This window comes from Nocardia crassostreae, assembly GCF_001613405.1.
Classification (GTDB): domain Bacteria; phylum Actinomycetota; class Actinomycetes; order Mycobacteriales; family Mycobacteriaceae; genus Nocardia; species Nocardia crassostreae.
The window spans coordinates 74,960-97,370 of the sequence record NZ_BDCH01000015.1; the positions used below are offsets into that span (position 1 = coordinate 74,960).

20 protein-coding genes are annotated in these 22,411 nt (G+C 67.2%); 10 read left to right on the forward strand and 10 right to left on the reverse strand.

Annotation, left to right across the window (positions count from 1 at the left end; genetic code table 11):
- Positions 1 to 8: 8 nt before the first annotated feature.
- The 3 genes from NC4_RS15545 to gnd all read right to left on the reverse strand — a co-directional run bounded on the left by NC4_RS15545 (position 9) and on the right by gnd (position 3,578).
- Positions 9 to 815 carry a hypothetical protein gene (locus NC4_RS15545; protein ID WP_067538306.1) on the reverse strand — a complete coding sequence of 269 codons (807 nt, stop codon included), beginning with the start codon at positions 813 to 815 and terminating at the stop codon, positions 9 to 11.
- Positions 808 to 1,818 (reverse strand): iron-containing redox enzyme family protein, encoded by a 1,011-nt coding sequence (locus NC4_RS15550; protein ID WP_169814811.1) that lies wholly within the window; start codon positions 1,816 to 1,818, stop codon positions 808 to 810. The genes NC4_RS15545 and NC4_RS15550 overlap by 8 nt, the downstream gene beginning before the upstream one ends.
- Before the next feature lie 317 nt (positions 1,819 to 2,135).
- On the reverse strand, positions 2,136 to 3,578 hold the full coding sequence (gnd, locus tag NC4_RS15555; protein WP_067538311.1) for an NADP-dependent phosphogluconate dehydrogenase: 1,443 nt from the start codon (positions 3,576 to 3,578) through the stop codon (positions 2,136 to 2,138).
- 266 nt (positions 3,579 to 3,844) lie between these two features.
- On the opposite strand from gnd, the gene NC4_RS15560 reads away from it, so the two are divergent.
- On the forward strand, positions 3,845 to 4,963 hold the full coding sequence (locus NC4_RS15560) for an MCE family protein (protein WP_169814812.1): 1,119 nt from the start codon (positions 3,845 to 3,847) through the stop codon (positions 4,961 to 4,963).
- Positions 4,964 to 5,020: 57 nt separating this feature from the next.
- Here the strand turns inward: NC4_RS15560 and NC4_RS15565 are convergent, their stop codons facing one another.
- Together NC4_RS15565 and NC4_RS15570 are read right to left on the reverse strand one after the other, a co-directional pair.
- Positions 5,021 to 5,230, reverse strand: a complete 210-nt coding sequence (locus NC4_RS15565) for a DUF397 domain-containing protein (RefSeq protein ID WP_067538314.1) — start codon at positions 5,228 to 5,230, stop codon at positions 5,021 to 5,023.
- Complete coding sequence (locus NC4_RS15570; protein WP_067538317.1) at positions 5,227 to 6,102, reverse strand: helix-turn-helix domain-containing protein; 876 nt, start codon at positions 6,100 to 6,102, stop codon at positions 5,227 to 5,229. The genes NC4_RS15565 and NC4_RS15570 overlap by 4 nt, the downstream gene beginning before the upstream one ends.
- Before the next feature lie 183 nt (positions 6,103 to 6,285).
- Here NC4_RS15570 and NC4_RS15575 point away from each other — a divergent pair, with 183 nt between their 5' ends.
- Positions 6,286 to 6,471, forward strand: a complete 186-nt coding sequence (locus NC4_RS15575) for a hypothetical protein (RefSeq protein WP_067538321.1) — start codon at positions 6,286 to 6,288, stop codon at positions 6,469 to 6,471.
- 25 nt (positions 6,472 to 6,496) lie between these two features.
- Here the strand turns inward: NC4_RS15575 and NC4_RS15580 are convergent, their stop codons facing one another.
- Positions 6,497 to 7,231 (reverse strand): TetR/AcrR family transcriptional regulator, encoded by a 735-nt coding sequence (locus NC4_RS15580; RefSeq protein WP_067538323.1) that lies wholly within the window; start codon positions 7,229 to 7,231, stop codon positions 6,497 to 6,499.
- 104 nt (positions 7,232 to 7,335) lie between these two features.
- On the opposite strand from NC4_RS15580, the gene NC4_RS15585 reads away from it, so the two are divergent.
- On the forward strand, positions 7,336 to 8,838 hold the full coding sequence (locus tag NC4_RS15585; protein ID WP_245721704.1) for an APC family permease: 1,503 nt from the start codon (positions 7,336 to 7,338) through the stop codon (positions 8,836 to 8,838).
- Positions 8,839 to 10,491, forward strand: a complete 1,653-nt coding sequence (locus NC4_RS15590) for an amidohydrolase (protein WP_439957506.1) — start codon at positions 8,839 to 8,841, stop codon at positions 10,489 to 10,491.
- Between the two features lie 35 nt (positions 10,492 to 10,526).
- On the opposite strand, the gene NC4_RS15595 is transcribed toward NC4_RS15590, so the two are convergent.
- Positions 10,527 to 11,582 (reverse strand): esterase/lipase family protein, encoded by a 1,056-nt coding sequence (locus NC4_RS15595; protein WP_067538328.1) that lies wholly within the window; start codon positions 11,580 to 11,582, stop codon positions 10,527 to 10,529.
- 231 nt (positions 11,583 to 11,813) lie between these two features.
- On the opposite strand from NC4_RS15595, the gene NC4_RS15600 reads away from it, so the two are divergent.
- Positions 11,814 to 12,644 (forward strand): GlxA family transcriptional regulator, encoded by an 831-nt coding sequence (locus tag NC4_RS15600; protein WP_245721705.1) that lies wholly within the window; start codon positions 11,814 to 11,816, stop codon positions 12,642 to 12,644.
- On the opposite strand, the gene NC4_RS15605 is transcribed toward NC4_RS15600, so the two are convergent.
- Positions 12,593 to 13,021 (reverse strand): nitroreductase family deazaflavin-dependent oxidoreductase, encoded by a 429-nt coding sequence (locus NC4_RS15605; protein WP_067538331.1) that lies wholly within the window; start codon positions 13,019 to 13,021, stop codon positions 12,593 to 12,595. The genes NC4_RS15600 and NC4_RS15605 overlap by 52 nt on opposite strands.
- Before the next feature lie 87 nt (positions 13,022 to 13,108).
- Between NC4_RS15605 and NC4_RS15610 the strand changes: the two genes are divergently transcribed.
- A complete protein-coding gene (locus NC4_RS15610; RefSeq protein WP_067538334.1) occupies positions 13,109 to 13,687 on the forward strand; it encodes a TetR/AcrR family transcriptional regulator in 579 nt (192 codons plus the stop codon).
- Here NC4_RS15610 and NC4_RS15615 read toward each other — a convergent pair.
- Together NC4_RS15615 and NC4_RS15620 are read right to left on the reverse strand one after the other, a co-directional pair.
- The gene (locus NC4_RS15615; protein ID WP_067538728.1) at positions 13,665 to 14,465 is read right to left on the reverse strand and encodes a class I SAM-dependent methyltransferase; all 801 of its coding nucleotides are present in this window, start codon (positions 14,463 to 14,465) and stop codon (positions 13,665 to 13,667) included. The two genes, NC4_RS15610 and NC4_RS15615, sit on opposite strands and share 23 nt — an antisense overlap.
- 45 nt (positions 14,466 to 14,510) lie before the next feature.
- A complete protein-coding gene (locus tag NC4_RS15620) occupies positions 14,511 to 15,077 on the reverse strand; it encodes a hypothetical protein (protein WP_067538337.1) in 567 nt (188 codons plus the stop codon).
- A gap of 108 nt (positions 15,078 to 15,185) precedes the next feature.
- Between NC4_RS15620 and NC4_RS15625 the strand changes: the two genes are divergently transcribed.
- From NC4_RS15625 to NC4_RS15640, 4 genes are all read left to right on the forward strand, one after another.
- Positions 15,186 to 15,899 carry a GntR family transcriptional regulator gene (locus NC4_RS15625; protein ID WP_067538340.1) on the forward strand — a complete coding sequence of 238 codons (714 nt, stop codon included), beginning with the start codon at positions 15,186 to 15,188 and terminating at the stop codon, positions 15,897 to 15,899.
- A gap of 63 nt (positions 15,900 to 15,962) precedes the next feature.
- Positions 15,963 to 19,517 (forward strand): urea carboxylase, encoded by a 3,555-nt coding sequence (uca, locus tag NC4_RS15630; RefSeq protein ID WP_245721727.1) that lies wholly within the window; start codon positions 15,963 to 15,965, stop codon positions 19,515 to 19,517.
- Positions 19,518 to 21,245: an allophanate hydrolase gene (gene atzF, locus NC4_RS15635; RefSeq protein ID WP_067538346.1), complete on the forward strand. Its 1,728-nt coding sequence runs from the start codon at positions 19,518 to 19,520 to the stop codon at positions 21,243 to 21,245.
- A gap of 334 nt (positions 21,246 to 21,579) precedes the next feature.
- Entirely contained in the window at positions 21,580 to 22,404 is an 825-nt protein-coding gene (locus NC4_RS15640) for a hypothetical protein (protein WP_067538349.1), read from the forward strand.
- Positions 22,405 to 22,411 lie beyond the last annotated feature (7 nt).

The window sequence follows — 22,411 nt, forward strand, 5'->3', positions numbered from 1 at the left end:
CCGAACGGTCACTGTCGCAGCCGAGCCCGCCACTCCTCGAAGCCCGCGACGAGGCCCGAATCGCCCGCCAGGGACAGACTTTCCGCGAGCAGGGAGTCGGTGTAGTGCGTATACAGCGGAACGAGGTGGGCGCGGAGCAGGAGCACGGCGTCGTCCTCGTCGAACGCTTCCCCGTTGCGCCAGCGCATCGCCGCCCCGACCAGTTCACCGGCCACGGGCCGCGCGGCGGTCAGATAGCGCTCCGCCGCCTTGTCGGTGGCCTCGACACGGCCGGTCCGGGCCGTGTGGAGAAACCGCACGGGAAGCAGAACTATCTTGGTCAGCCAGAGACGATCACCGACCAGCCGGTGGGGATCGCGGAATGTGTCGACGACCTGATCGGTGGCGAAGAACTCCAGCGCGGATCGCGCGCTGTCCCCGATCAGTTCGGCCGCGCCGGGACGTGGGAGATCCGCCGCGATGTCCTTGCCGTACAGCAGCTTTCCGTGCTCGGCGAGATCCAGCCGGTCGATGGCCGGGAACCTGCCGTCACCGCGGTTGTCCGCCAGCGCGACCGCGGAGCTCCAGAACACCGACAGGCGACCGTACAGCCCGCCGCGCGCATGCACCTCGTCGCGCACGCGCTCGATGGTCGGCCGGTCCGCCGGTGACCTGCCGTCGAGGATCAATGCCAGATCCACATCGCTGACCTCGGGAGCGAATCCGCCATGGGCCAGGCTGCCCAGGGCATAGGCCGCCACGAGTCGTTCGCGCAGGACTTCGCGATACGCGGCGACGCCGTGCGCGAGGACGGCCGCGCCGGATTCGTCACTCATGGTCGGTGACAGCGCCTTCGGTGACTCCGAGCCGGAGTGCGAGGTATTCGTTGTACCGGCGCATCGCCAGCATCCGTATCGCCCCGCCGACGATCAGTTCGTGACCGGCCTCCGGCTCGGCCGCCACGACCGGCAGCACCACACCGTCGAGCCATTCCGGGCCGTGTTCGGCGTCGGCCTCCATGTGGTTGAAGAAGAACTCGAAGTCCTGGTGCAGAGCGAAACCGCACCGCTGCAGACCGGCGACGACGGCGGCGTCCCGGCCGGAACCGAAGAGTTCCGGCATGGCGAGACCGCCGAGCACCTTGAAGTAGTGACGCCTGTTGAACGCGAGGACGAAATGTACGTTGTACCCCGCATAGGGACGCCAGTCCTCCCACGGCGGCACCGCGGGCAGTTCCAACCGGAGTTTCCGGAGACTGCGCGTGAACAGCACGGTGTGCGACATCAGCGGGTTCCCCTCGCCGCACTCTTCCCACAGATGATGGCTGATCTGGTTCTTCACCGTCTCCATGAAATGCGTCTGGCTCAGCGCCAGGACGTCGTAGAAGCGGTAGTTGAGGTAGCCGTTGGCTTCGATGAACCGGGCCAATTCGTCCGCGGTGGCCCGCTCGGCCAGATAGGTCTCCACCGCGCTGTCGAGCGCGCTGCGCTCGTGGGCCGCCGCCAGCATCCAATCGCGGACGAACTCGGGCCGGGCCGCGTCCGCCGCCGACGGGAGCCGGTCCGCGATGGTTTCGATATCGGCATTCAGCACGCGGTCCTCGAAGATCCGGCGAAACGCGTTGAACCAGCTACTGCGTTCGTGACGAGCACCGGCGCCGAAGGGGTGGCCGAGCAGCGTCTCGTAGATCGCGTACGCGCTGCGGTGCACATCGAGCAGGGCGGCCGTATCGCCGCCCGCGAGCCCCTTCTCCAGCTGCACCTCGAGAACCTCCAGCAGTGGGCTCCGCTCCTCCTGCGATTCAGGGGCACTGTCGGTGCCGTACAGATAGTCACCCACGAGCCGCTCCACCGACTCCGGATGGGTTTGTTTCGCCGAGCGCAAAACCCCGGTCCGAGAGGGAATTCGCTCCATCGACAGATCCATACTCATTGGTTCCCTTACCTTTCGCGCAAGGAGCACATTCATCATGCGCTCGGGCGGCCGGGGATTGGGCGCAATCGAGAAGAAACGAGTTGAGATCGACTGCCGGACAATAGATCTCGCCTCAGTAGAAGGATCTTCGCGGGCGCGCCAACGCGTTTCGGGTCCGGGCACGAAAAAGCCCCGGCTCGGGGAGCCGGGGCCTTTCGTACTCGGAGGTTCGGAACCTTTGGCTAGGCCGAGATTTCGCTGCGGTCGCCGCTCCACAGGGTGTGGTACTTGCCTTCGGCGTCGATGCGCTCGTAGGTGTGTGCGCCGAAGAAGTCGCGCTGGCCCTGGGTGAGGGCGGCGGGGAGGCGTTCGGCGCGCAGCGCGTCGTAGTAGGACAGGGAGGAGGCGAAGGCGGGGACCGGGATGCCCAGCAGGGTGGCGGTGGAGACGACGCGGCGCCAGCTGTCGATGGCGGTCTCGATGGCCTCGCGGAAGTAGGGGGCCAGGATGAGCGACGGGAGGGCCGGATCCTGCTCGTAGGCCTCCTTGATGCGGTTGAGGAAGCGGGCGCGGATGATGCAGCCGCCGCGCCAGATGGTGGCCATATCACCGGGGTTGAGGTCCCAGTCGTATTCGGCCGAACCGGCGGCGATCTGGTCGAAGCCCTGGGCGTAGGCGACGATCTTCGACGCGTAGAGGGCCTGGCGAATCGCCTCGGTGAACTCCGCGATATCGGTGGGCTTGGCGGCCAGCACGCCGGAGGCCAGGCCCTGGGCGGCCTTGCGCTGGGCGCGCGAACCGGACAGGGCGCGGGCGAAGACGGCCTCGGCGATGCCGGTGACCGGGATGCCCAGATCCAGCGCCGACTTGACGGTCCAGCGGCCGGTGCCCTTCTGCTCGGCGGCGTCGACGATCACGTCCACGAGCGGCTTGCCGGTCTTGGCGTCGACCTGGTTCAGCACCTCGGCGGTGATCTCGACCAGGTAGGACTCCAGCTCGCCGGAGTTCCACTGGGTGAACACGTCCGCGATCTGCTTGGCGTCGAAGCCCAGGGCGTCGCGGAACAGGTGGTAGGCCTCGCCGATGAGCTGCATATCGGCGTATTCGATGCCGTTGTGCACCATCTTGACGAAGTGGCCGGAGCCGTCGGGGCCGATATGGGTGCAGCACGGGGTGCCGTCGACCTGGGCCGCAATGGATTCCAGCAGCGGGCCCAGCGATTCGTAGGACTCCTTGGGCCCGCCCGGCATGATGGCCGGGCCATTGAGCGCGCCCTCCTCGCCGCCGGAGATGCCCGCGCCGACGAAGTTCAGCCCGCGCTCAGCCATGGCCTTCTCACGGCGAATGGTGTCGGTGTAGAGGGCATTGCCGCCGTCGATGATGATATCGCCCGGCTCCATGGCGTCGGCCAGCTCTTCGATGACGGCATCGGTGGCGTCGCCCGCCTTGACCATGATGAGCACCCGGCGCGGCTTCTCCAGCGCGGCGACGAATTCCTCGATGGTCTCGGTGCGCACGAAGTCGCCGTCACCGCCGTGCTCGGCGATCAGCGCGTCGGTCTTGCCGACGCTGCGGTTGTGCAGCGCCACGGTGTAGCCGTGCTTGGCGAAGTTGCGGGCGATATTGCTGCCCATCACCGCCAGGCCGGTGACACCGATCTGGGCACGCGCTGTAGAGGTCGCCATGACTTGGCCTCTCCGTTCGGTAGTTGCGGGACACCCTTTTCTACTACCTCGGCCCGGACTCCGGTGACAGCGGTGCGCCCCGGCCTTCTGAAATCCAACCCGGACACGTGTCCGGGCATGGTCTAATCCATTGACCCGGATCACATTCGAACTCGATGCGCTATGGCGAGACGGGGGCGCAGATGGTATTCCGACGGTGGTGGCAGCGGTTTTCGAGACATCCGCTCGAGCACAAGCTGGTCGTCAGATCGGCGGGGCGCGGACTGGTGGCCGTGATCGCGACGGTGATCACGCTGTGCCTGATGAGCTTCGCGGGCAGATTCGAGGACACCGCGCGGGTGACCGTGGCGGCGCCCCGCAGCGGTCTGGTGCTGAATCCGGATGCCAAGGTGAAAGTCCGCGGGGTGGAGATCGGGCGGGTGGCCGCCGTCGAGAACACCGCGACCGGTGCGCTGGTCGTGCTGGATATCGATCCGGAGTCATTGAAGCTGGTGCCCGCCAATGTCTCCGTGGACATCCATTCGAGCACGGTGTTCGGCGCGAAGTACATCGACTTCACCGTGCCCGCGCAGCCGTCCCGGGAGTCCTTGAAACCCGGTGCGGTAATTCCGGTTTCGAATGTGATCGTGGAGTTCAACACGCTTTTCCAGCATCTTTCGGATGTCCTCGTGCAGGTCGAGCCCGAAAAGCTCAATGCCACCCTGCAAGCCATCGGCGCGGCGCTGGAGGGCCGCGGCGACCGACTGGGCGGGCTCCTGGTCGACAGCGACACCGTGCTGCGCGAGCTCAACCCTGCCCTGCCCGCCCTGCGGCACGACTTGCGATCCACGACCGCGGTTACGGGCTTGTACAGCGATACCCTCCCGAACCTGTTGCGCACCAACGACAATGCCGCCGTCACCGCCGCCGCACTGGTCGATTCCCAGCCGCGTATCGATGCCCTGCTGGCCAACCTTATCGGCCTGGCCGATACCGCCACGCCGATTCTCGCCGAGACCGAATCACCGCTCGTCGAAGCCTTGCGCCTGCTGCGCCCGACTTCGGAAACCCTCCACGAGTACCGCTCGGCCGTCAACTGCACCATCGCGGGCCTCGGCACGAACATGCCACTCATCGCCTACCTCTTCGGCGGCGGCCCCGATGCCGCGGTCTTCTTCAACGCCAGCCTGATGCCCGCCGGAGAGCCCTACCACTACCCCGAGGACCTCCCGAAGGTGAACGCCACCGGCGGCCCGCACTGCGAAGGCGTCCTCGACCACGTCCCCGGCACCGAAGCCGATTACCTCGTCACCGACACCTCGGCAGGCCATGTCTGGCATCCGCAAACCGAGCCCAAACCCGTCGCCGGTACCGTCTTCGAACTGCTCTATCCCGTCCGACGCTGAAGAGCAGGTGGATACCAAGGGAATAAGTTCAACTGCCCAGTGTGTTTCAGATCGAATCTAAAGGTCGAAATCACCCGCCGCCAAAGCGTTCACGAACCCGTCCCACACCGATCCATCGAAGATCAGGATCGGGCTCGCTCCGCCGAGTTTGGAGTCACGCACGCCGACCTTTCCGCCGCGCAGATGTGCTGCTTCCACGCATTCGCCGCCCGAACTGGTGCTACGGCTGGACTTGAACCACTGGTATCCGTACAGGTCGATCTTCACTCGCCGTACTCCTTGGCTATCGACAGCACGAGCTGCCTGCTTGCGTCCTCGCTCAACGCTACCCGGCTGATCTCGGCCAACGCCTCTCGATACCGCTTCACCTCGCCCTCGCGTTCGAGGTAGAGATCGCCCGCATATCCTTCCACGAAGACTACCGGCGGTTCGATCAATCCGGTCGACGGCAGTTTCGGAAACTCCAGCAGCACAAACGATCCCACGAGAGAGCCGAGATGTCCGGGTGACTCGAAGGGGACCACACGGACCGATACGTTCGGCTTGGTTCCGTCTTCGGCAAGCCTCCGAAGTTGGTCTGCCATCACCCCTGGACCGCCGATCCGATCGCGAAGAACGGATTCCGAGAGAATGACATCGACTGTATATCCCGTGTCCCGTATGCGAGCCTGGCGTCCAACTGCCATGTCCAATCGCTTGTTCACCTGGTCCGGTGGCATGCCAGGCGATTCCGTCCAGGTGATCGCACGACGGTATTCGACGGTTTGCAGCAGGCCGGGAACCACAGTGACTCGCCAGGCCGAGTACTTGCGGGCCGCCTGCTCGAGCCCCATGTAGTGGTCGAAACCCGGATTCATCTCGTCCGCGTACGCACGCCACCAGTTCTTCTGCGACGAGGAAAGCTCCTGGGCCAGCCCGATGAGCACCCGGCGCTCATCGTCGCCGACCCCGTACGCATCCGCCAAGGCATTGATCCACAGTTGCGGCACTTTGGATTTGACCCCGTCCTGGACCCGCCCGAGGGTCTGCTGCGAGGTTTCCACGACCTGGGCCGCGGCGTACACGGTCAATCCGGCGCGCTTGCGGTACTGGGCCAGCAGCCGTCCGAGTGCCCTGCTCGCGAGGGTCGATCCAGCCATTCTCTTAGCCTCACTACCGAAGGGGCCGAAATTTGGAACCAGCCGTTCTGAAAGCCTGGGACTTACTACGCGTTTTCCTCACCGCGGAACCCCCACCCACCCCGGGGCGGGCGTACTTCTGTAGCCAGCCCGGTGGCCATCGGGTGTTCCCCTTCGAACCAGGTAGGCATTGTGAGCCCTTATGTGAGCCACGAAGTTCCGGACTATCCGATCATGAACCTCGATGCCGCCGAGCACGGGCTGAAGCTCCACGAGAACTGTGATGACAAGTGTGAGCCCAAAGGCTACTTCACACAGCTGATTCCGACGTTGCGGAAGTCCGGTCGCTGTACGAACCTGCGCGGCACCTGGAATATCTGGTCGCGTTGACCGGCCGTGGATCCCGCGCTCCGGGTCATCTCAGTCGGCGTGCCCGGGATTTGCCGGGGCGCAGCGTCAGCAACCGGGCGGCGGCCGCGTCGAGGAACAACTCCAGGGCGTAATCGTAGGAGTTACGGCGCATTTCGGGCTGCAGCAGCGTGGCGACGGCGGTCAGATTCGGATGGGTGTCGGCGGGGAGCGCCGGATAGGTCTCGTCCCAGATCGCGTAGTCGGCCTGTTTTGCGTCCGGCGGCAGCGCCGCCCAGCAGGCGTGCTGGGCGGCATAGGCCATGCCCTGTTCGACCAGTACGTGATATAGGCGCACGGCCTCGCCGTCCGGAAAGCCCGCGCCGCGTAGCACTCCCAGAATGGTGTCGATGGAGGCGGCCTCGTGCCTGCGGCCGGTGGTGCGGTACATGATGAGCAGCGCGACCTGGGGGCAATCGAGATAGCTGTCGCGTATGCGGAGGCCGATGGCGCGCAGATCCGCGCGCCAATCGCCCGAGGGCGTCCAGCCCGCGTTCGCGCGGCCGATGAGCTGATCGGCCATGGCGAGCAGGAGATCGTCGGTGCCGGTGAAGTAGCGGTAGAGCGCGGTCGGGTCCGCACCCAGCGCCGCGCCCAGGCGGCGGACCGAAAGGCCGCCCGCACCATGCTCTTTCATCAGGCGCAGTGCGGTGTCGACGATCAACTCCTCGGAAAGGATGGCTCCCTGTTTGCTGGGGCGGCGTCGACGGCGGGGAGCGCCGGGGCTGCGTTGGTCGGTCATGCGGGGCACCTTATGTCAACAGTATTGACCTAAAGATACGTCGGCATTTCTCATGTGCTAACCGAAACGGCAATATCCGGAAGTTGAAGCTCATGGCGACAGATATGCGAAGATCCCTCGGCGTACTCGACAACGTCGTGATCGCCGCCTCAACCACCGCGGTGACCACCAGTATCGGAATCGGGCTCGGGCTCACCGCCGCCATTGTCGGGCTGCATCTGCCGATCATCATGGCGCTGGCCATTGTTCCGGTGGCGTGCATCGCGGGCGCGTATGCCCGGCTGAATCGGGTCGAACCCAATGCGGGCAGCACCTATGTGTGGGTGGGGCGGTCGTTGAATCCCTGGCTCGGATTTCTGTGCGGCTGGGTGATGACCTTCAGCATGGTGCTGTTCCTCGCCTACACCACCACCGTCACCGGGTCGGCGCTGCTGGCGCTGGCGGGACAGATTGGGCTGGAGCGGATCGGCGGGCTGGAGCTGCTGCCGGAATCGACCTTGCAATCGACGCTTGTCGGCCTGGCGTTGCTGGTGGCGGCCGTGCTCACCGCGGCCGTGGGCGTGGGCCTGGCCGCGAAGTTTCAGCGTGTGCTGCTCGTCTTCGAATACCTTGTGCTGCTGGGGTTCTGCGGTTACGGCCTGGTCGCGGGGTCGCAGCCGTTCAGCTTGGACTGGCTGAATCCATTCGATATCCCGTCGGCCGCGGCGTTCGCGCAGGGCATGGTGACGGCGGTCTTCTGCTACTGGGGTTTCGATGCCGCCTTCAGCATGAGCGAGGAGTGCCACGACAGCCGCACCGCAGGGCGGGCGGGGGCGACCACGATGCTGCTCGCCCTGGGACTGTTCCTGATGGCCTCCTTCGCATTCCAGCGCGTACTGCCGTTCGACGAGCTGGCGGGACACGGCGCGGAAGGGCTGGTGTACTTCGGTGAGGCGCTGGCGACGTCGCCGTTGACGCTGTTGCCGATGATCGCGTTGACCTTCTCCACCGTGGCCTCGCTGCAGGCCGGTGTACTGCCCACGGTGCGCGGCATGTTCGCCATGAGCCGGGACCGCACGCTGGGTCCGGTATGGTCGCGCGTGCATCCCCGGTACGGCACCCCGGCCGCGGGCACGCTGGCGCTCGGTGGGCTCGGGCTGCTGGTTTGCGTTGTGGCCCTGGCGATTCCGACGGTTCCCGACCTGATCAACGCGACGGTGAGCGCCATCGGCATCATTGTCGCCCTCTATTACGGATCGACGGCGCTCGCGGCGGCCGCCCGATTCCGCGGCCTGGTGCGCACGACCCCGCGCGCGGCGCTGACGGCGGTGGTCCTGCCGGTTCTCGGCGCGGCCATGCTCTTCGCGCTCGCCGGGTACCTGTGCTGGACGTATTGGACCAGCGCCGACCACTACGAGGTCGCGGCGGAGAACGGCTGGTTCGTGCTGTCGGTGCCCGCATTCATGGTGCTGTCCGGTCTCGCGGTCGGCGCTTGGGCCAAATGGGTCCGCAAATCCCCGTACTTCGCGCGCCCCGCGCGCGGAACCCTGGTCGCGGGCGAGCCAGGCACAATCGAATCGTCGCCCACCGCGGAGTTGCCCCCCACCACCGTTGTCAGGAGTAACTGAATGTCCTACGCCGATCTCGTCTTCACCGGCGGCAGCGTGCTCACCATGGATTCGGCCCGTACCCGCGCCACGGCGCTCGCGGTCACCGGCGACCGTATTGCCGCGGTGGGGCATGCCGAGGTGCGCGAATACATCGGGCCCGCGACGGAAGTCGTGGATCTGGCCGGGCGCGCCCTGCTGCCTGGGTTCCAGGACGCCCACGTGCACGCCGCCTCGGCGGGCATCGAAATGGGCGAATGCGATCTCACCGGGACCACCGATCTCGGCGAGTACCTGCGCCGGATCGCCGCCTATGCCGCGGCGCATCCGGAGCGGGAATGGATCACCGGCAGCGGCTGGTCGATGGAGAGCTTTCCGGGCGGCATCCCGACCCGGCAGCAGCTCGACGCCGTGGTCGGCGACCGCCCGGTCTATCTGGTGAACCGCGACCATCACGGTGCGTGGGCCAATACCCGCGCGCTCGACCTGGCCGGTCTCACCGCCGATACGCCCGATCCGAGCGACGGCCGCATCGAACGCGAGACCGATGGCGCACCGGTCGGCATGCTCCAGGAGGGAGCCATGCACCTGGTCGAGCGCATCGTCCCGCCGATCACGCCCGAGGAGCGCCTCGCCGGGCTCCTGCGCGCGCAGACGCGCCTGCATTCCCTGGGTATCACCGCCTGGCAGGAGGCCATCGTCACCGCCGACGGCGGCCCCATGGACCACGCCGCCACCTACCACACCGCCGCCGCCCGCGGCCTGCTCACCGCCCGCGTGGTCGGCGCGCAATGGTGGGACCGCGACCACGACGCCGAGCGGATCACCGCAATGCTGCTGCGCCGCAAGGAATTCAGCGCCGGACGTTTCCGCCTGGACACCGTCAAGATCATGCAGGACGGCGTGGCCGAGAACTTCACCGCCGCCATGACCGAGCCCTACAAGGACCACAAAGGCTGCTGCACCACCAACAGCGGCCTCAGCTTCGTCGACCCGGAAGCCCTGCGCGACTACGTCACCGAACTCGACACCCACGACTTCCAAGTCCACTTCCACGCCCTCGGCGACCGCGCCGTTCGGGAAGCCCTGAACGCCGTCGAAGCCGCCCTGCACGCCAATGGCCAACGCGGCAACCGCCACCACCTGGCCCACCTGCAAGTCATGCACCCCAACGACATCCACCGCTTCTACCCCCTCGGCGCGACCGCCAACCTCCAACCCCTCTGGGCCGCCCACGAACCCCAACTCGACGACCTCACCCTCCCCTTCCTGGGCGGCAACCTAGCCGACCACCAATACCTCTTCGGCGACCTCCTCCGCGCCGGAGCCACCCTGTGCTGCGGCAGCGACTGGCCCGTCAGCGACCCCAACCCCCTCGCAGGCATCCACGTAGCCGTCAACCGCATCCACCCCAACTCCCCCCTCCCCCCACCAACGCCTCGACCTAATGACCGCCCTCGCGGCCTACACAGCAGGCTCCGCCCACATCAACCACCTAGACGACACGGGCAGCCTGCGCCCCGGAAACCTGGCCGATCTCATTGTCCTGGACCAGGATCCGTTCCAGATCGCCCCCACCGACATCGCCACCCTCACCGTAACCCAAACCTACGTAGGCGGCACCCGCGTATTCGGCTGATTCCCCCCGCACCTGATTTCGAGTCAGGCAGATAGGGGTTCAAATCCTCTCGAGGGCTCCATCACTCGGTTCAGAGCAGCCAGGGATTGGGGGCGCAGGTCACGTCGGGGTGGGCAATCGGGTCGAGGGCGTTCAACACGATGGACACCGCTTTGGGTGAGAAGAGCATCGAGTTGTGGTCGGAGATGTCTTCCGGGCAACCGTCTTGCAGGACAATGTTATTCACGGTGGCGCCGGGTCCGGCCGTTAAGAAGGTCTGGTCGAAGGGAGCGGAGACCTCGTCGTAGCGGTCGCCCACAATTGTGTAGTCCACGCCGGGCACGGTATCGCCGCCCTCGTTCAGCCTCGTGATCACCGGCGAGTCGTATACCTGCTGGATCGCGGCCACGCCGAACGCCTGCATGAACGGCACGTGCAGATCGACGACCCCGGGCGGCAGCTGGCTCTGGATGGCCAGGATGAGCGTGCCGATGCTGTCGAGCGAGGTGCCGTGATTGGTGGCGCCGAACGTAATGAGGTGCTTCACCTTGTTCCGCGCGGGATCGTCCGGGTTCGCGCCGCCCTCGAACTTCAAGTACGAACGCGCCTCCAGACCTCCCTGGGAATGCGCGACCATATCCACCTGATCAGCGCCGGTGACGGCGAGCACCTTGTCGACAAAGGCCACGACCTGTTTGGTCGACTCCCCGATATCGCCGGTGGCGCCGGGCAGGATTGCGTCGAGTCCGGGGCCGGGGACATTGGGACGGCCGAAGTTGAAGGTGAATACGCAATAGCCCGCGCGTGCGAGTTGCGGGGACATCGACGAATAGGCGGCAAAGGCATTGGCCCACGTTCCGTGCACGAGAACCACAGGGCGAGGGTGAGCGTCGTCGGGCTTACAACCCCAGTCGTTGGCACCCTGCGGCGCGACATCCGGATTGAAGAACCCGTAGGCGACGGCGGCCGCCTCGTCCGGCAGCTCCGGGCCGTATCCGACGGTCTCGGCGGAATGGGACCCGGCGTAGCCCGGTGGCACCAGTGGCGGATTCGGTACGGGCTCCGCCACCGCCGCGGTGGAATTCAGGCCGAGCGCAACCAGCGCGGTTGCGGTGATCACCGCCGTGTGGAGGATGATTCGCTTCATTTCGCACTCCCTTCCTGTGGTTCGGTCCAGCAGCTAGTCAATTGCCCAATAGTGGGCCTGCTATGAACGGGCAACCAGAGGCGTGGGCGTCGAAATTCGCTAGGATTGCGACATGCGGATGGTGGCGATCATCGTCTCGAGCGGCGTTAATGCCTTCGACCTGGCCTCAGGTGCTCAGGTCTTCGCAGCCCCGCCTACGAAGTGCGTGTCTGCGGCGGCGAGGCAAGCGCCGTGGCATCCGGACAGCAATGCTTCACCCTGCAGACCGCATGGCCATTGCAGGCAGTCGAGCAGGCGGACACCGTGATCGTTCCGGGCGCCTCCAGCGTGTTCGATCCGGATCCCCGGCTGATCGACGCGGTCGGCGCGGCGGCGGCCCGGGGCGCCCGGGTGGCTTCCATCTGTATCGGCGCATTCGTGCTGGCGGCCACCGGTCTGCTGGATGGTCTCCGCGCCACTACCCACTGGCTGCACTGCGACGAACTGGCCCAGCGCTATCCGCTCATTGAAGTCGATCCCGCGGTGCTCTTCGTCGACAACGGCACGATCCTCACGTCCGCCGGAGCCGCGGCCGGTCTGGACATGTGCCTGCATATGATCCGCCGCGACTACGGCTCCGCCGTCGCCACCGAATGCGCGCGCCGCATTGTGCTACCGCCCCAACGCGACGGCGGCCAAGCCCAATTCATCACCCAGCACAAGCCGCCGCAGGACGCGACAGCGCTCCAGCCCGTGCTGGACTGGCTCGAGCACAACCTGACTCGCCCGCTCACCCTGGCCGAAATCGCCGCCAATGCGGGCTCGAGCGTCCGAACTCTCCAGCGCCGCTTCGAAACACAGCTCGGGACAACTGTTCTGCAGTGGCTCCTGAGCGCCCGGATCCATCGCGCCCAGCATCTACTCGAAACCACCAACCTGCCAATAGATCGCGTCGCGGAGGAATCCGGCTTCGGATCCGCCGTTTCCCTCCGCCACCACTTCACAAGCCAGGTCGGCACCGCCCCCCGGAACTATCGAAAGACCTTCGGTGATCCGACCCTGTCCGTCCGCACGGCGTCCTGAGCCACGTCGATGCTGAGGAATTCCGGCACCCGGAGCACGTACCGCAGCATGAAGCGAATCACCATCGGCATGGCCGAAGCGGTTTCATCGCGATAGACAGCGGGATTCGTCGCCTCGTACCGGTGACCGCGGGCTACGAGCTCCCAGCCGCAGGCGGCGAGAACATTACGGACCCAATCGGATTCGGACCCGTACGTCAGGGCGATGACATACCCGCCGTCGCGCCGGAAGGCCCAGAGCGGGGTGCGGAAGGTGCGGCCGGATTTGCGGCCGCGGTGGACTATGACCGCCCAGCCCGGGGCCCAGGGGGCGATGAAGCGGGTGAGCTGGTTGATGCCGTAGCGGTTGGCTTTGGCGACCCAGCGGGGAGTAGGCATCGGAAGAACTCCTCAGTTGTGGAATTTCTGAGGCCAGGTTAGCGCTGCGCGCGTTTGAAAGTCAACGCTCGTAGAATTCCTGGCACTATGCCTCCGATTGGACGACGACCCGGTAAGACCGATACCCGTGACGTGCTGCTGAGCACCGCGCGGCGCAGGTTCGCCGAGGGTGGGTACGAGAAGACGACAGTGCGCGAGATCGCCTCGGCCGCAGGGGTTGACCCCGGGCTGATCAGGCACTACTTCGGGAGCAAAGCGGAGTTGTTCCGCGCGACCATGGGATGGCCGTTCGAACCGGCCGATATCGCCGCCCGCATCACCGCGGGTGATCCGAGCGGCATCGGGGAGCGCCTGACCCGGGTGTTCTTCGAAGCCTGGGATCGACCGGAATCGCGGGCGCCGCTACTGGCGATTCTGCGGGGTGCCGTGACGCGCGAGGAGTCCGCGACATTGGTCCGCCAGTTCATTCAAGGCCAGGTGTACGCGCAGGTCGCCGCGGCCCTGCCCGGCCCGGACGCGGAACTGCGTATCGATCTCGCGATGGCGCAACTGCTGGGCATCGCCTACCTGCGCTACATCCTGCGGGTCGAACCGGTCGCCTCGGAGCCGCTGCCGACGCTGACCGCGCGGATCGCGCCGGTGATCACCGCCCACCTTGCCGGGTGAAGTGCCACAGAATCATCATCGGGACACCGGAATTCGCGGCTGCCGCCGCGACCGGCTCCTCGCAGGAGCGAGGCTCGAATCCGGCCGATAGCGCGGCCCGCAGGTAGTCTCCCGTTCGGTGCTGGTAGGAGCGCACACGCGCGGGAGTGCCATCCGCGCGGTGCACGGTCGGGACATGGGTGCGGGCAACCTGTTCCGGGTGCACATCCGCCACCACCAGATGACCGCCCGGCCGCAGCACGCGAGCGAATTCCGCGAAGGCGGGGCGCAGATCCGCGACGTGACTCAAAGCCAACGAGCATGTCGCGATATCTACCGCACTGTCCCCGACCGGTACCCGGTCGATAGTGCCGATCCGGAAGTCACCGTCGGGCAATCGTTTTCGCGCGATATCGAGCATCTCCGGCATCTGGTCCACGCCGATGACCGCATGCCCGCAATCGGCCAGCAAGCTCGCCACCCGCCCGGTCCCACACGCCACATCCAGGGCGACGCCCGCAAGCACACTGCCCGCGACCGCACGAACGATCGACCCGTCGTAGTCGAACGCCGGATTGTCCGGCCGGTCGTAATCGGCCGCCCAAATGCCATATCCCTCAGCGACATCCACATGGTCGACATCCACCCCGGCGGCGCCGATCGTCCCGTCCTCCAGGATCTTCCGGATCTCCTCGATCCGCGCCTCGGTGAACGCCCGATCATGCTCACCGGCAAAGGCCCGCAGCAGTGCCGCCCCTTCCAGACCCAGCACATACGCCAGCGCATGTTCGTATGCCATGGTGGCCAACCTAACGCCGTCTCGCCACCACGCCAGTACCTGTCCTTATTTCATCAGCGATAGCAGGCCGAGGCCGGGGTCCAGGGCGCCATCCTGACCGAGTGCCCGGAAGTCCGCTGCCACGGCGGAGAGGTCGAGCCTGCCCGCGCGGACGGCGCGGTAGCGGACGTAGGACCACACGAAGACGTCGAGGTTGTCGAAGCGAGTACCGCCCTCGAGTACTTCTTCTTCGTGAAACCACACGGCCACTTGCCCATTGGTCAGAACGACATACAGATTCCCGCCGCCATCCGCGCCGATCGAGTACACATCGTCGTCGGTGAGCTCGGTGCTGTAGTCCGAATCCCGAATCCCGCAATCGTTTCCGGCGAAGTCGAACCCGTAGGACCAATCGAAGACATCCAGGAACTGCGGCATCTCCCCCGACCGAACCCGCCGATCGAGTGCGGCGAGCGCCGTCGCGTCCGAAGACTCCAGCTTTTCGAGAAACGGTGCGATGGACCGTGTTTCCGCCGGAATCCGGACCGGTTGCGCATCGGGGAACCAGCGAGCCAGATCGGAATCGAGGTCGCGATCGATATAGCCGACGAGATCGGCGAGCGTGAGCGTCACGCCGAGGATTGTAGAAGCGGCGGCCGACAGGCGCCTGTGAGCTCTTGCTAACTCATTGGTTACGCGATGTGATCATGAGGAAATGGCTGGTCCATAGCGTATACAGGCATGTCGACACCATTGGGTACGCGTTCGGATGCGGCCGGGGGGCACCTGCGGGACACGGTGTATGCCGCCTTGCGAGACGATCTCATGAACGGGCGGATCAAGTTCGGGGAGCGGCTGACCGAGCCGAAAGTTTCGGCTCGGTTCGGGATTTCGCGGACGCCCGCGCGGGAGGCGCTGGCCATGCTGTGCGCGGATGGGCTCGTGCAGCGGGAGGAGGTCGGGTTCACGCCGGTGCGGCCGAGCATTCCGAAGGTGCGGGATCTGTATGAGCTGCGGATCACGTTGGAGTTGGCTGGAATTCAGCGCACCATCGACAATCCGGGGGTCGGGCACGATCGGGAGTTGCTCGAGCTGGAGCGGGAGCGCTGGCTGGCATTGCAGGCCGATCCGCCCGCTCAGGAACCCGGGTTCGTGATCGTCGACGAGGAGTTCCACGTCGCGCTGTTGTCCGCGTCCGGCAATAGCGAGCTGGTGCGGGCGCTGGTGGCGGTGAACGCCCGCATCCGCCATGTGCGGATGTACGACTTCATGGTCAACAACCGCATCGAGGTGACCATCGAGGAGCACCTCGCGATTCTGAATGCCGTACTGGCCGAAGATCTTCCGCGCGCCTACACGCTGCTGCACCGCCATATCGGCGAATCGCTGGATGTCGTTCTGGACCGGGTCACGCGCGCCATTGTCGCCATGTCCATGGCAACCGAACAGGAGTAGCTGGTGAGTTCGACTTTCGACACCGTCCTGATTGCCAATCGCGGTGAGATCGCCTGTCGCATCATGCGCAGCGCGCAGCGCCTCGGGATGAAATCGGTGGCGGTGTACTCCGATGCCGATCTGGGCGCGGCGCACGTCCGCATGGCCGATGCGGCCCTGCGGCTGGGTCCGGGCCCGGCCGCCCAGTCGTATCTGCGGGAAGACCTCGTGATCGAGGCGGCGCTGGCCTCCGGGGCGGGCGCCATCGATCCCGGATACGGATTCCTTTCCGAGAACGCCGATTTCGCCTCGGCCGTCGCGGAGGCGGGACTGGTGTTCGTCGGCCCGACGCCCGAGCAGTTACGGGTATTCGGGGACAAGCACACCGCGCGAGAGGCCGCCCGCGCCGTCAGCGTGCCGCTCGTTCAGGGCAGCGGCGTCCTGGAGTCGGTGCACCATGCCGTGGCCGAAGCCGACCGGATCGGCTATCCCGTCATGGTGAAAGCCGTGGGAGGCGGCGGCGGTATCGGCATGCAGGCGTGTTTCGACGCCGATGAGGTGCGCGCCGCGTTCGAGCGGGTGCGGCGCCTGGCCGTGGCCAACTTCTCCTCCGCCGGTGTGTTCCTGGAGCGCTTCGTGGCGCGGGCGCGGCACGTCGAGGTGCAGTTGTTCGGTGACGGCCTCGGGCGCGTGGTCAGTCTCGGCACGCGGGACTGCTCGCTGCAGCGCCGCAATCAGAAGGTGATCGAGGAAGCGCCCGCGCCCGGTCTGTCCGAGGAGATCACCGCGGAGCTGCTGGCGACCTCCCGCGCCCTCGCGCGGTCGGTCCACTATCGCTCGGCGGGTACCGTCGAATTCGTGTACGACACCGAGCGCGAGGTGGCGTCGTTCCTGGAGATGAATACCAGGCTCCAGGTGGAACATCCGGTTACCGAGGCCATTACCGGAGTGGATCTCGTGGAGTGGATGCTGCGGCTGGCGGGTGGCGACACCGGCCTGCTCGACAGCGTGCCGGACAGCGGCCCGGCGCCGCGCGGGTGGGCGGTCGAGGCGCGGGTCTACGCCGAGGATCCCGGGCACGATCACCGGCCCAGCGCCGGACTGGTCACCGAGGCACGGTTTCCCGCCGAGGCCCGCGTCGATACCTGGATCGGGACCGGCACCGAGGTGAGCGCGTTCTATGATCCGCTGGTCGCCAAGGTGATCACGCACGGAACGACCCGCGAGGACGCCTTCGAACGGTTGACCTCCGCACTGGGCGAGACCCGGATCTATGGCGTACAGACCAACCTCCCGCAGTTGCGGGCCGCGGCGACCGCCCCGGTCGTGCGCGCCGCCGCGCACATCACCGGCACACTCGCCGAACTGTCCTGGTCCAGCCGCCGCATGGAGGTGCTGCGGGCCGGGACGATGACCACCGTGCAGGATCATCCCGGACGAATCGGCTTGTGGGAGGTGGGAATTCCGCCCTCGGGGCCGATGGACGATCTGTCGTTCACGCTGGCCAATACCGCGGTCGGCAACCCCGCCGGGGTTCCCGGCCTGGAATGCACATTGCAGGGACCGCGGATTCGATTCGCCGGTGCGGCGGTCGTATGCGTCACCGGCGCACCGGCCCTGGTGACCGTCGACGGGGAACCGGTGCCGATGTGGGAGCCGATCACCCTCGACGCGGGCGCGGTGCTCGATATCGGCGCGCCGTCGGGCGCGGGGCTGCGCACCTATCTGGCGGTTCGCGGGGGTATCGACGCACCCCTGTATCACGGCAGCGCTTCGACCTTCACCCTCGGCGGATTCGGCGGCATCACCGGCAAGGCGGTCGCCGACGGTGATGTGCTCGGCATCGCTGCCACGCAACCGGATACATTGCACACCCCGGGCCGGGTCCCGATGGAGCAGCGGCCGCTGTTCACCCACGAGTGGCAGTTGGCCGTCGGTGAGGGACCGCAGACCTCGCCCGCGTACTTCACCGACGCCGATATGACGCAGTTCTACGCCCGGTCGTGGCGAGTCGGCAGTCACGCCAATCGCACCGGCATCCGCCTGGAGGGCCCGAAGCCCGAGTGGTCCCGAACCGACGGCGGTGAGGCCGGACTGCACCCGTCCAACCTGCATGACAACCCGTACAGCGTCGGCGCTTTGAACGTCTCGGGCGACACCCCGATCCTGCTCGGCCCCGACGGCCCGAGCCTCGGTGGTTTCGCCTGCCCGCTCACGGTGGTCTCCGCACACCGCTGGAAGCTCGGCCAGGTGCGACCGGGTGATTCCATCCGATTCGTGCCCGTCGGCGACGACGCCGCCACGGCGCTGCGCGGCTCGCTGCGCGAGCGGGCCACCGGATCGCTCACCGATACCGGTGCGGCCCTGCGTGATCGGGGCGTACTCGGCACCGTCACCGCTGGCGCGGATCGCCCGTCCGTGGCGTATCTGCGCGGTGGTGACGACAATATTCTCGTCGAATACGGCGAGATGGTGCTCGATCTGGGCCTGCGCATGCGGGTGCACGCCCTGCCGCGAGCCCTCGCCGCCGCGGCGCCGTCCGGCATTCTCGATGTGACGCCGGGCGTGCGATCGCTGCACATCCACTTCGATCCCGATGTCCTGCCGCAGTATCGGCTGCTCGGACTGCTCGCCGACCTCGAGGAACAACTGCCCGCCACCGGCGATCTGGTCGTCCCCAGCCGCACCATCCGTTTGCCGCTCTCGTTCGACGACCCCTCCATTGCGGAGGCCATCGACCGCTACCGCAATGGAATTCGCGACACCGCCCCGTGGCTGCCGTCGAATGTGGAATTCATCCGCCGCATCAACGGGCTCGACAGCATCGAGGAGGTGCGCCGCACCGTCTTCGACGCCGAATACCTCGTACTCGGCCTGGGCGATCTGTATCTCGTTGCGCCCCTGGCGGTTCCGCTTGATCCGCGGCACCGGCTGGTGACGACCAAATACAATCCGGCGCGCACCTGGACCCCCTCGGACGCGGTCGGCATCGGCGGCAAGTACCTGTGCGTGTACGGCATGGAGTCGCCCGGCGGCTATCAGCTCATCGGGCGCACCGTGCCGATCTGGTCGAGCTATCGCCAGCACGCGCCGTTCGAGGACGGAACTCCGTGGCTGTTCCGCTTCCTCGACCGCATCGTCTGGGAGCCCGTCACACCCGAACAGCTCACCGAATTCCGCGCCGCCGCCCGAGCGGGCCGATTCGACGCCGAGGTCAGCGACGGCACCTTCGCCCTGGCCGACCATCAGCGGATGCTGCGCGACAATGCCGAGGCCATCGCCGCCTTCGAAACCCGGCAGACCGCGGCCTTCGAGGCGGAGAAGCGCGCCTGGCGCGCGGCGGGCGAATTCGACCGCACCGTCGACGCGCCGCCGCCGGTCGAGGCGCGCCCGGACCTGCTCGCCGACCTGCCCCCGAACGCCACCGTGGTCACCGCGCCCATGGTCGGCAATGTATGGCGCGTGAATATCGAACCCGGCGCCAAACTCTCCGCCGGTGACCCCGTCGCCGTGCTGGAAGCCATGAAACTCGAACTGCCCGTGCCCAGTCCGGCCACCGGCACCGTCCTGCGGGTACTCGCCGCACCCGGTGCCACAGTGGAACCCGGAACCCCTCTCGCCGTGATCGGAGTCGACTGAATGACCACTCGCCAGCCCGAGGCCAGCACGCTCCCCGTCCCCACCGCACGCGTCACCGCGGCCTTCGCGCGGATCGCCGAGGTCGACCGGCCCGAAGTGTGGATCACCCTGCGTGACCGCGACGAGGTGCTCGCCGAGGCCGCCGCCGTCGAGGCGCACCTCGCCGACGGAGCAAACCTGCAGCTGGCCGGACTGCTCGTCGCGGTCAAGGACAATATCGATGTCGCGACGCTGCCGACCACCGCCGCCTGCCCCGAATTCACCTACACCCCAACCGAAACCGCCGTAGCCGTGCAGCGGCTCGTCGCGGCCGCGGCGATCGTGCTGGGCAAGACCAATCTGGACCAGTTCGCCACCGGACTCGTCGGCACCCGCAGCCCGTACGGCGCGGTGCGCAATGCCCTCGATCCCGAACTCGTCGCGGGCGGTTCGAGTTCCGGTTCGGCGGTCGCCGTCGCCCTGGGTGTCGCCGATATCGGAATCGGCACCGACACCGCGGGATCCGGGCGGGTACCCGCGGCATTCCATGGTCTCGTCGGCCTCAAGGCGACACTGGGGATCATTCCCGCGCACGGCGTGGTGCCCGCCTGCGCCGACTACGACGCCGTCACGGTGTTCGCCGCGACGCTCGATCTCGCGACCCGCGCGGCAGCGGTCATGTCGGGCTCCGACACCCGGGACCCGCGCAGCCGGACCTGGCCCGCCGATGTGCGTTTCGCCGCACCGCAGGTGCCGCGCCTGGCGATTCCGGCCCCCGCCAATCTCGCGCTGCTGAGCCCGGCCTACCGTGAGGCGTTCGCCGCCAGCGTCGATGCGGCCATCGAGGCGGGCTGCAAGATCGACGCGATCGATATCGACCCGCTCCTCGACGCGGCCCTGCTGCTCTACGACGGCGCGATCGTGGCCGAGCGGTACGCCGCCGTCGGCGAATTCCTCGCCTCCCGGACCGCCGGAGCGGATCCCACTGTGGCGGCGATCATCTCGGCCTCCGCGAACACCACCGGACCCGATTTCGCGGCCGATCTCGACACCCTGGCTCGCACCCGCTCGGCCGCCGCCGCCCTGCTGGCCCCCTTCGACGCCCTGCTGCTGCCCACCACCACCGAACACCCCACCCTCGCGGCGGTGCGGAGCGACCCGGTGGCCATCAACCGCCGCCTGGGCACCTTCACCAATTTCTGCAATCTCCTGGATATGGCGGCCCTCGCGATCCCCGGCTCCCCCACCGCCACCGGCGCGCCCTTCGGCATCATGCTCGTGGTCCCGGCCTTCGCCGACCAGGTGGCCGTCGATATCGCCGCCCATCTCCAGAATGTCACGCCCCCACCGCTTCTCGTCGACGGCGGCGTCGACCTGGCGGTCTTCGGGGCCCACCTGCGCGATCAGCCGCTGCACTGGCAGTTCGAGGAGCTTGGCGCTCGCTTCCGCGGCGCCGTCCGCACCACCGACGCCTACCGCCTCACCGCCCTCGACACGACCCCGCCGAAACCGGGCCTGGTCCGCACCGCCCCGGGTCGGGGCGCTCCGATCAGCGGCGAACTGTTCCGCCTCTCCGAAGCCGCCCTGGGCCGCTTCCTCGCCGCCCTCCCCGCCCCCATGGCCCTGACCGCCATCGAGCTCGAGGACGGCCGCACGGTCGTCGGCTTCACCGCGACCCACGACGCCACCTCGACCGCGGCCGACATCACCGAACACGGTGGCTGGAAGGCATATTTGAGCACGCTGTGATGCGCCGTCCGCCCACTCACGGATTCGTGGCGACGAATCGCCGCTGCGATCAACGATGTTCTGACAGAGTGGGCGGATGAGGCGGTGGCTTGTTGCGGTAGCGGCCCTGGTTTTCGTGACGGGATGCAGTGGAGCGGAGCCTGTTTCGGAGTGGCGGGAGTTGGAGGTTCCGGCCTAGGGGGCGCGGGTGATGGAGATGGCGCGCGTACCGGAAGGCGTACTGGCGCTGGGGTCGGTGCCGGGGCCGGAAGGTCGCGCGCCAGCCGCTTGGGTGACCGGAGACGGGAGTGAGTGGCGGGGGGTGAAGGTTGCTCCGCAGAGTGGCTATGGATCTGTGGCGGAGTTGATTTCGGCGGGGGTGGGTGAGCGGGTCGTGGTGCTGGGCCAGGCATTCGGTGGGGCGCACAGCAATCCGCGAATGACAGTGTGGAGCGGCGGCACCGGGGGGCTGGTGGAGCATCCACAGGTGGTGGAGATGTTCGGCGGGCCGCGAGCCATTGCGGTGCTGGGGGCGGCAGCGGTCGGGGGTGTGGATCTGCTGATCGGCGGGTGGGGTGGGCCGAATGGGTACGGGGCAGCGGTGTGGACGTCGACGGACGGGGCCACGTGGACCAAACGGGCGGATGATCCCGTGCTGGCATCGGCGGTCGGGGAGCAGACGGGGACGGCCGATGTGACTGCCGGGCCGGGTGGTTTCGTGGTCGTCGGGCATACGTTGCGGGACGGGGCGCCGCGGCCGCTGGAATGGACTTCGGCCGATGGGGTCGGCTGGCAGCGGGCTGAATTGGCCGGGGGCGATGCGCTGGCGACGCGGGTGGGTTGTGGTTCCAGCGGCTGCACGGTTCTCGGTCAGACGGCGGGTACGCCCGCGCAGGTGCTGTGCTGGCCGAGCGTTGGCGCCGCGGCCGTTACCGGGCCTTCGGCGAGCTCTGTCGACATACTGCAAGTACTCGCTCAGGAGGAACGCGTCGTGACGGCATACAAGCTCGACGGTTCGATGCATCTGGCCTCGATCGCATCGAATTGTTCCGACTGGCACGAGATTTCGCTGCCGGTCCAGGCGGCCCAGGCCCGGACGGCCGAGTTGCCCGGCGGGCTGTTGCTGGCGACCACCGACGACGACGGCAGCAGGCTCTGGCTGCGCACCCGCGGCCATTGACGATCCG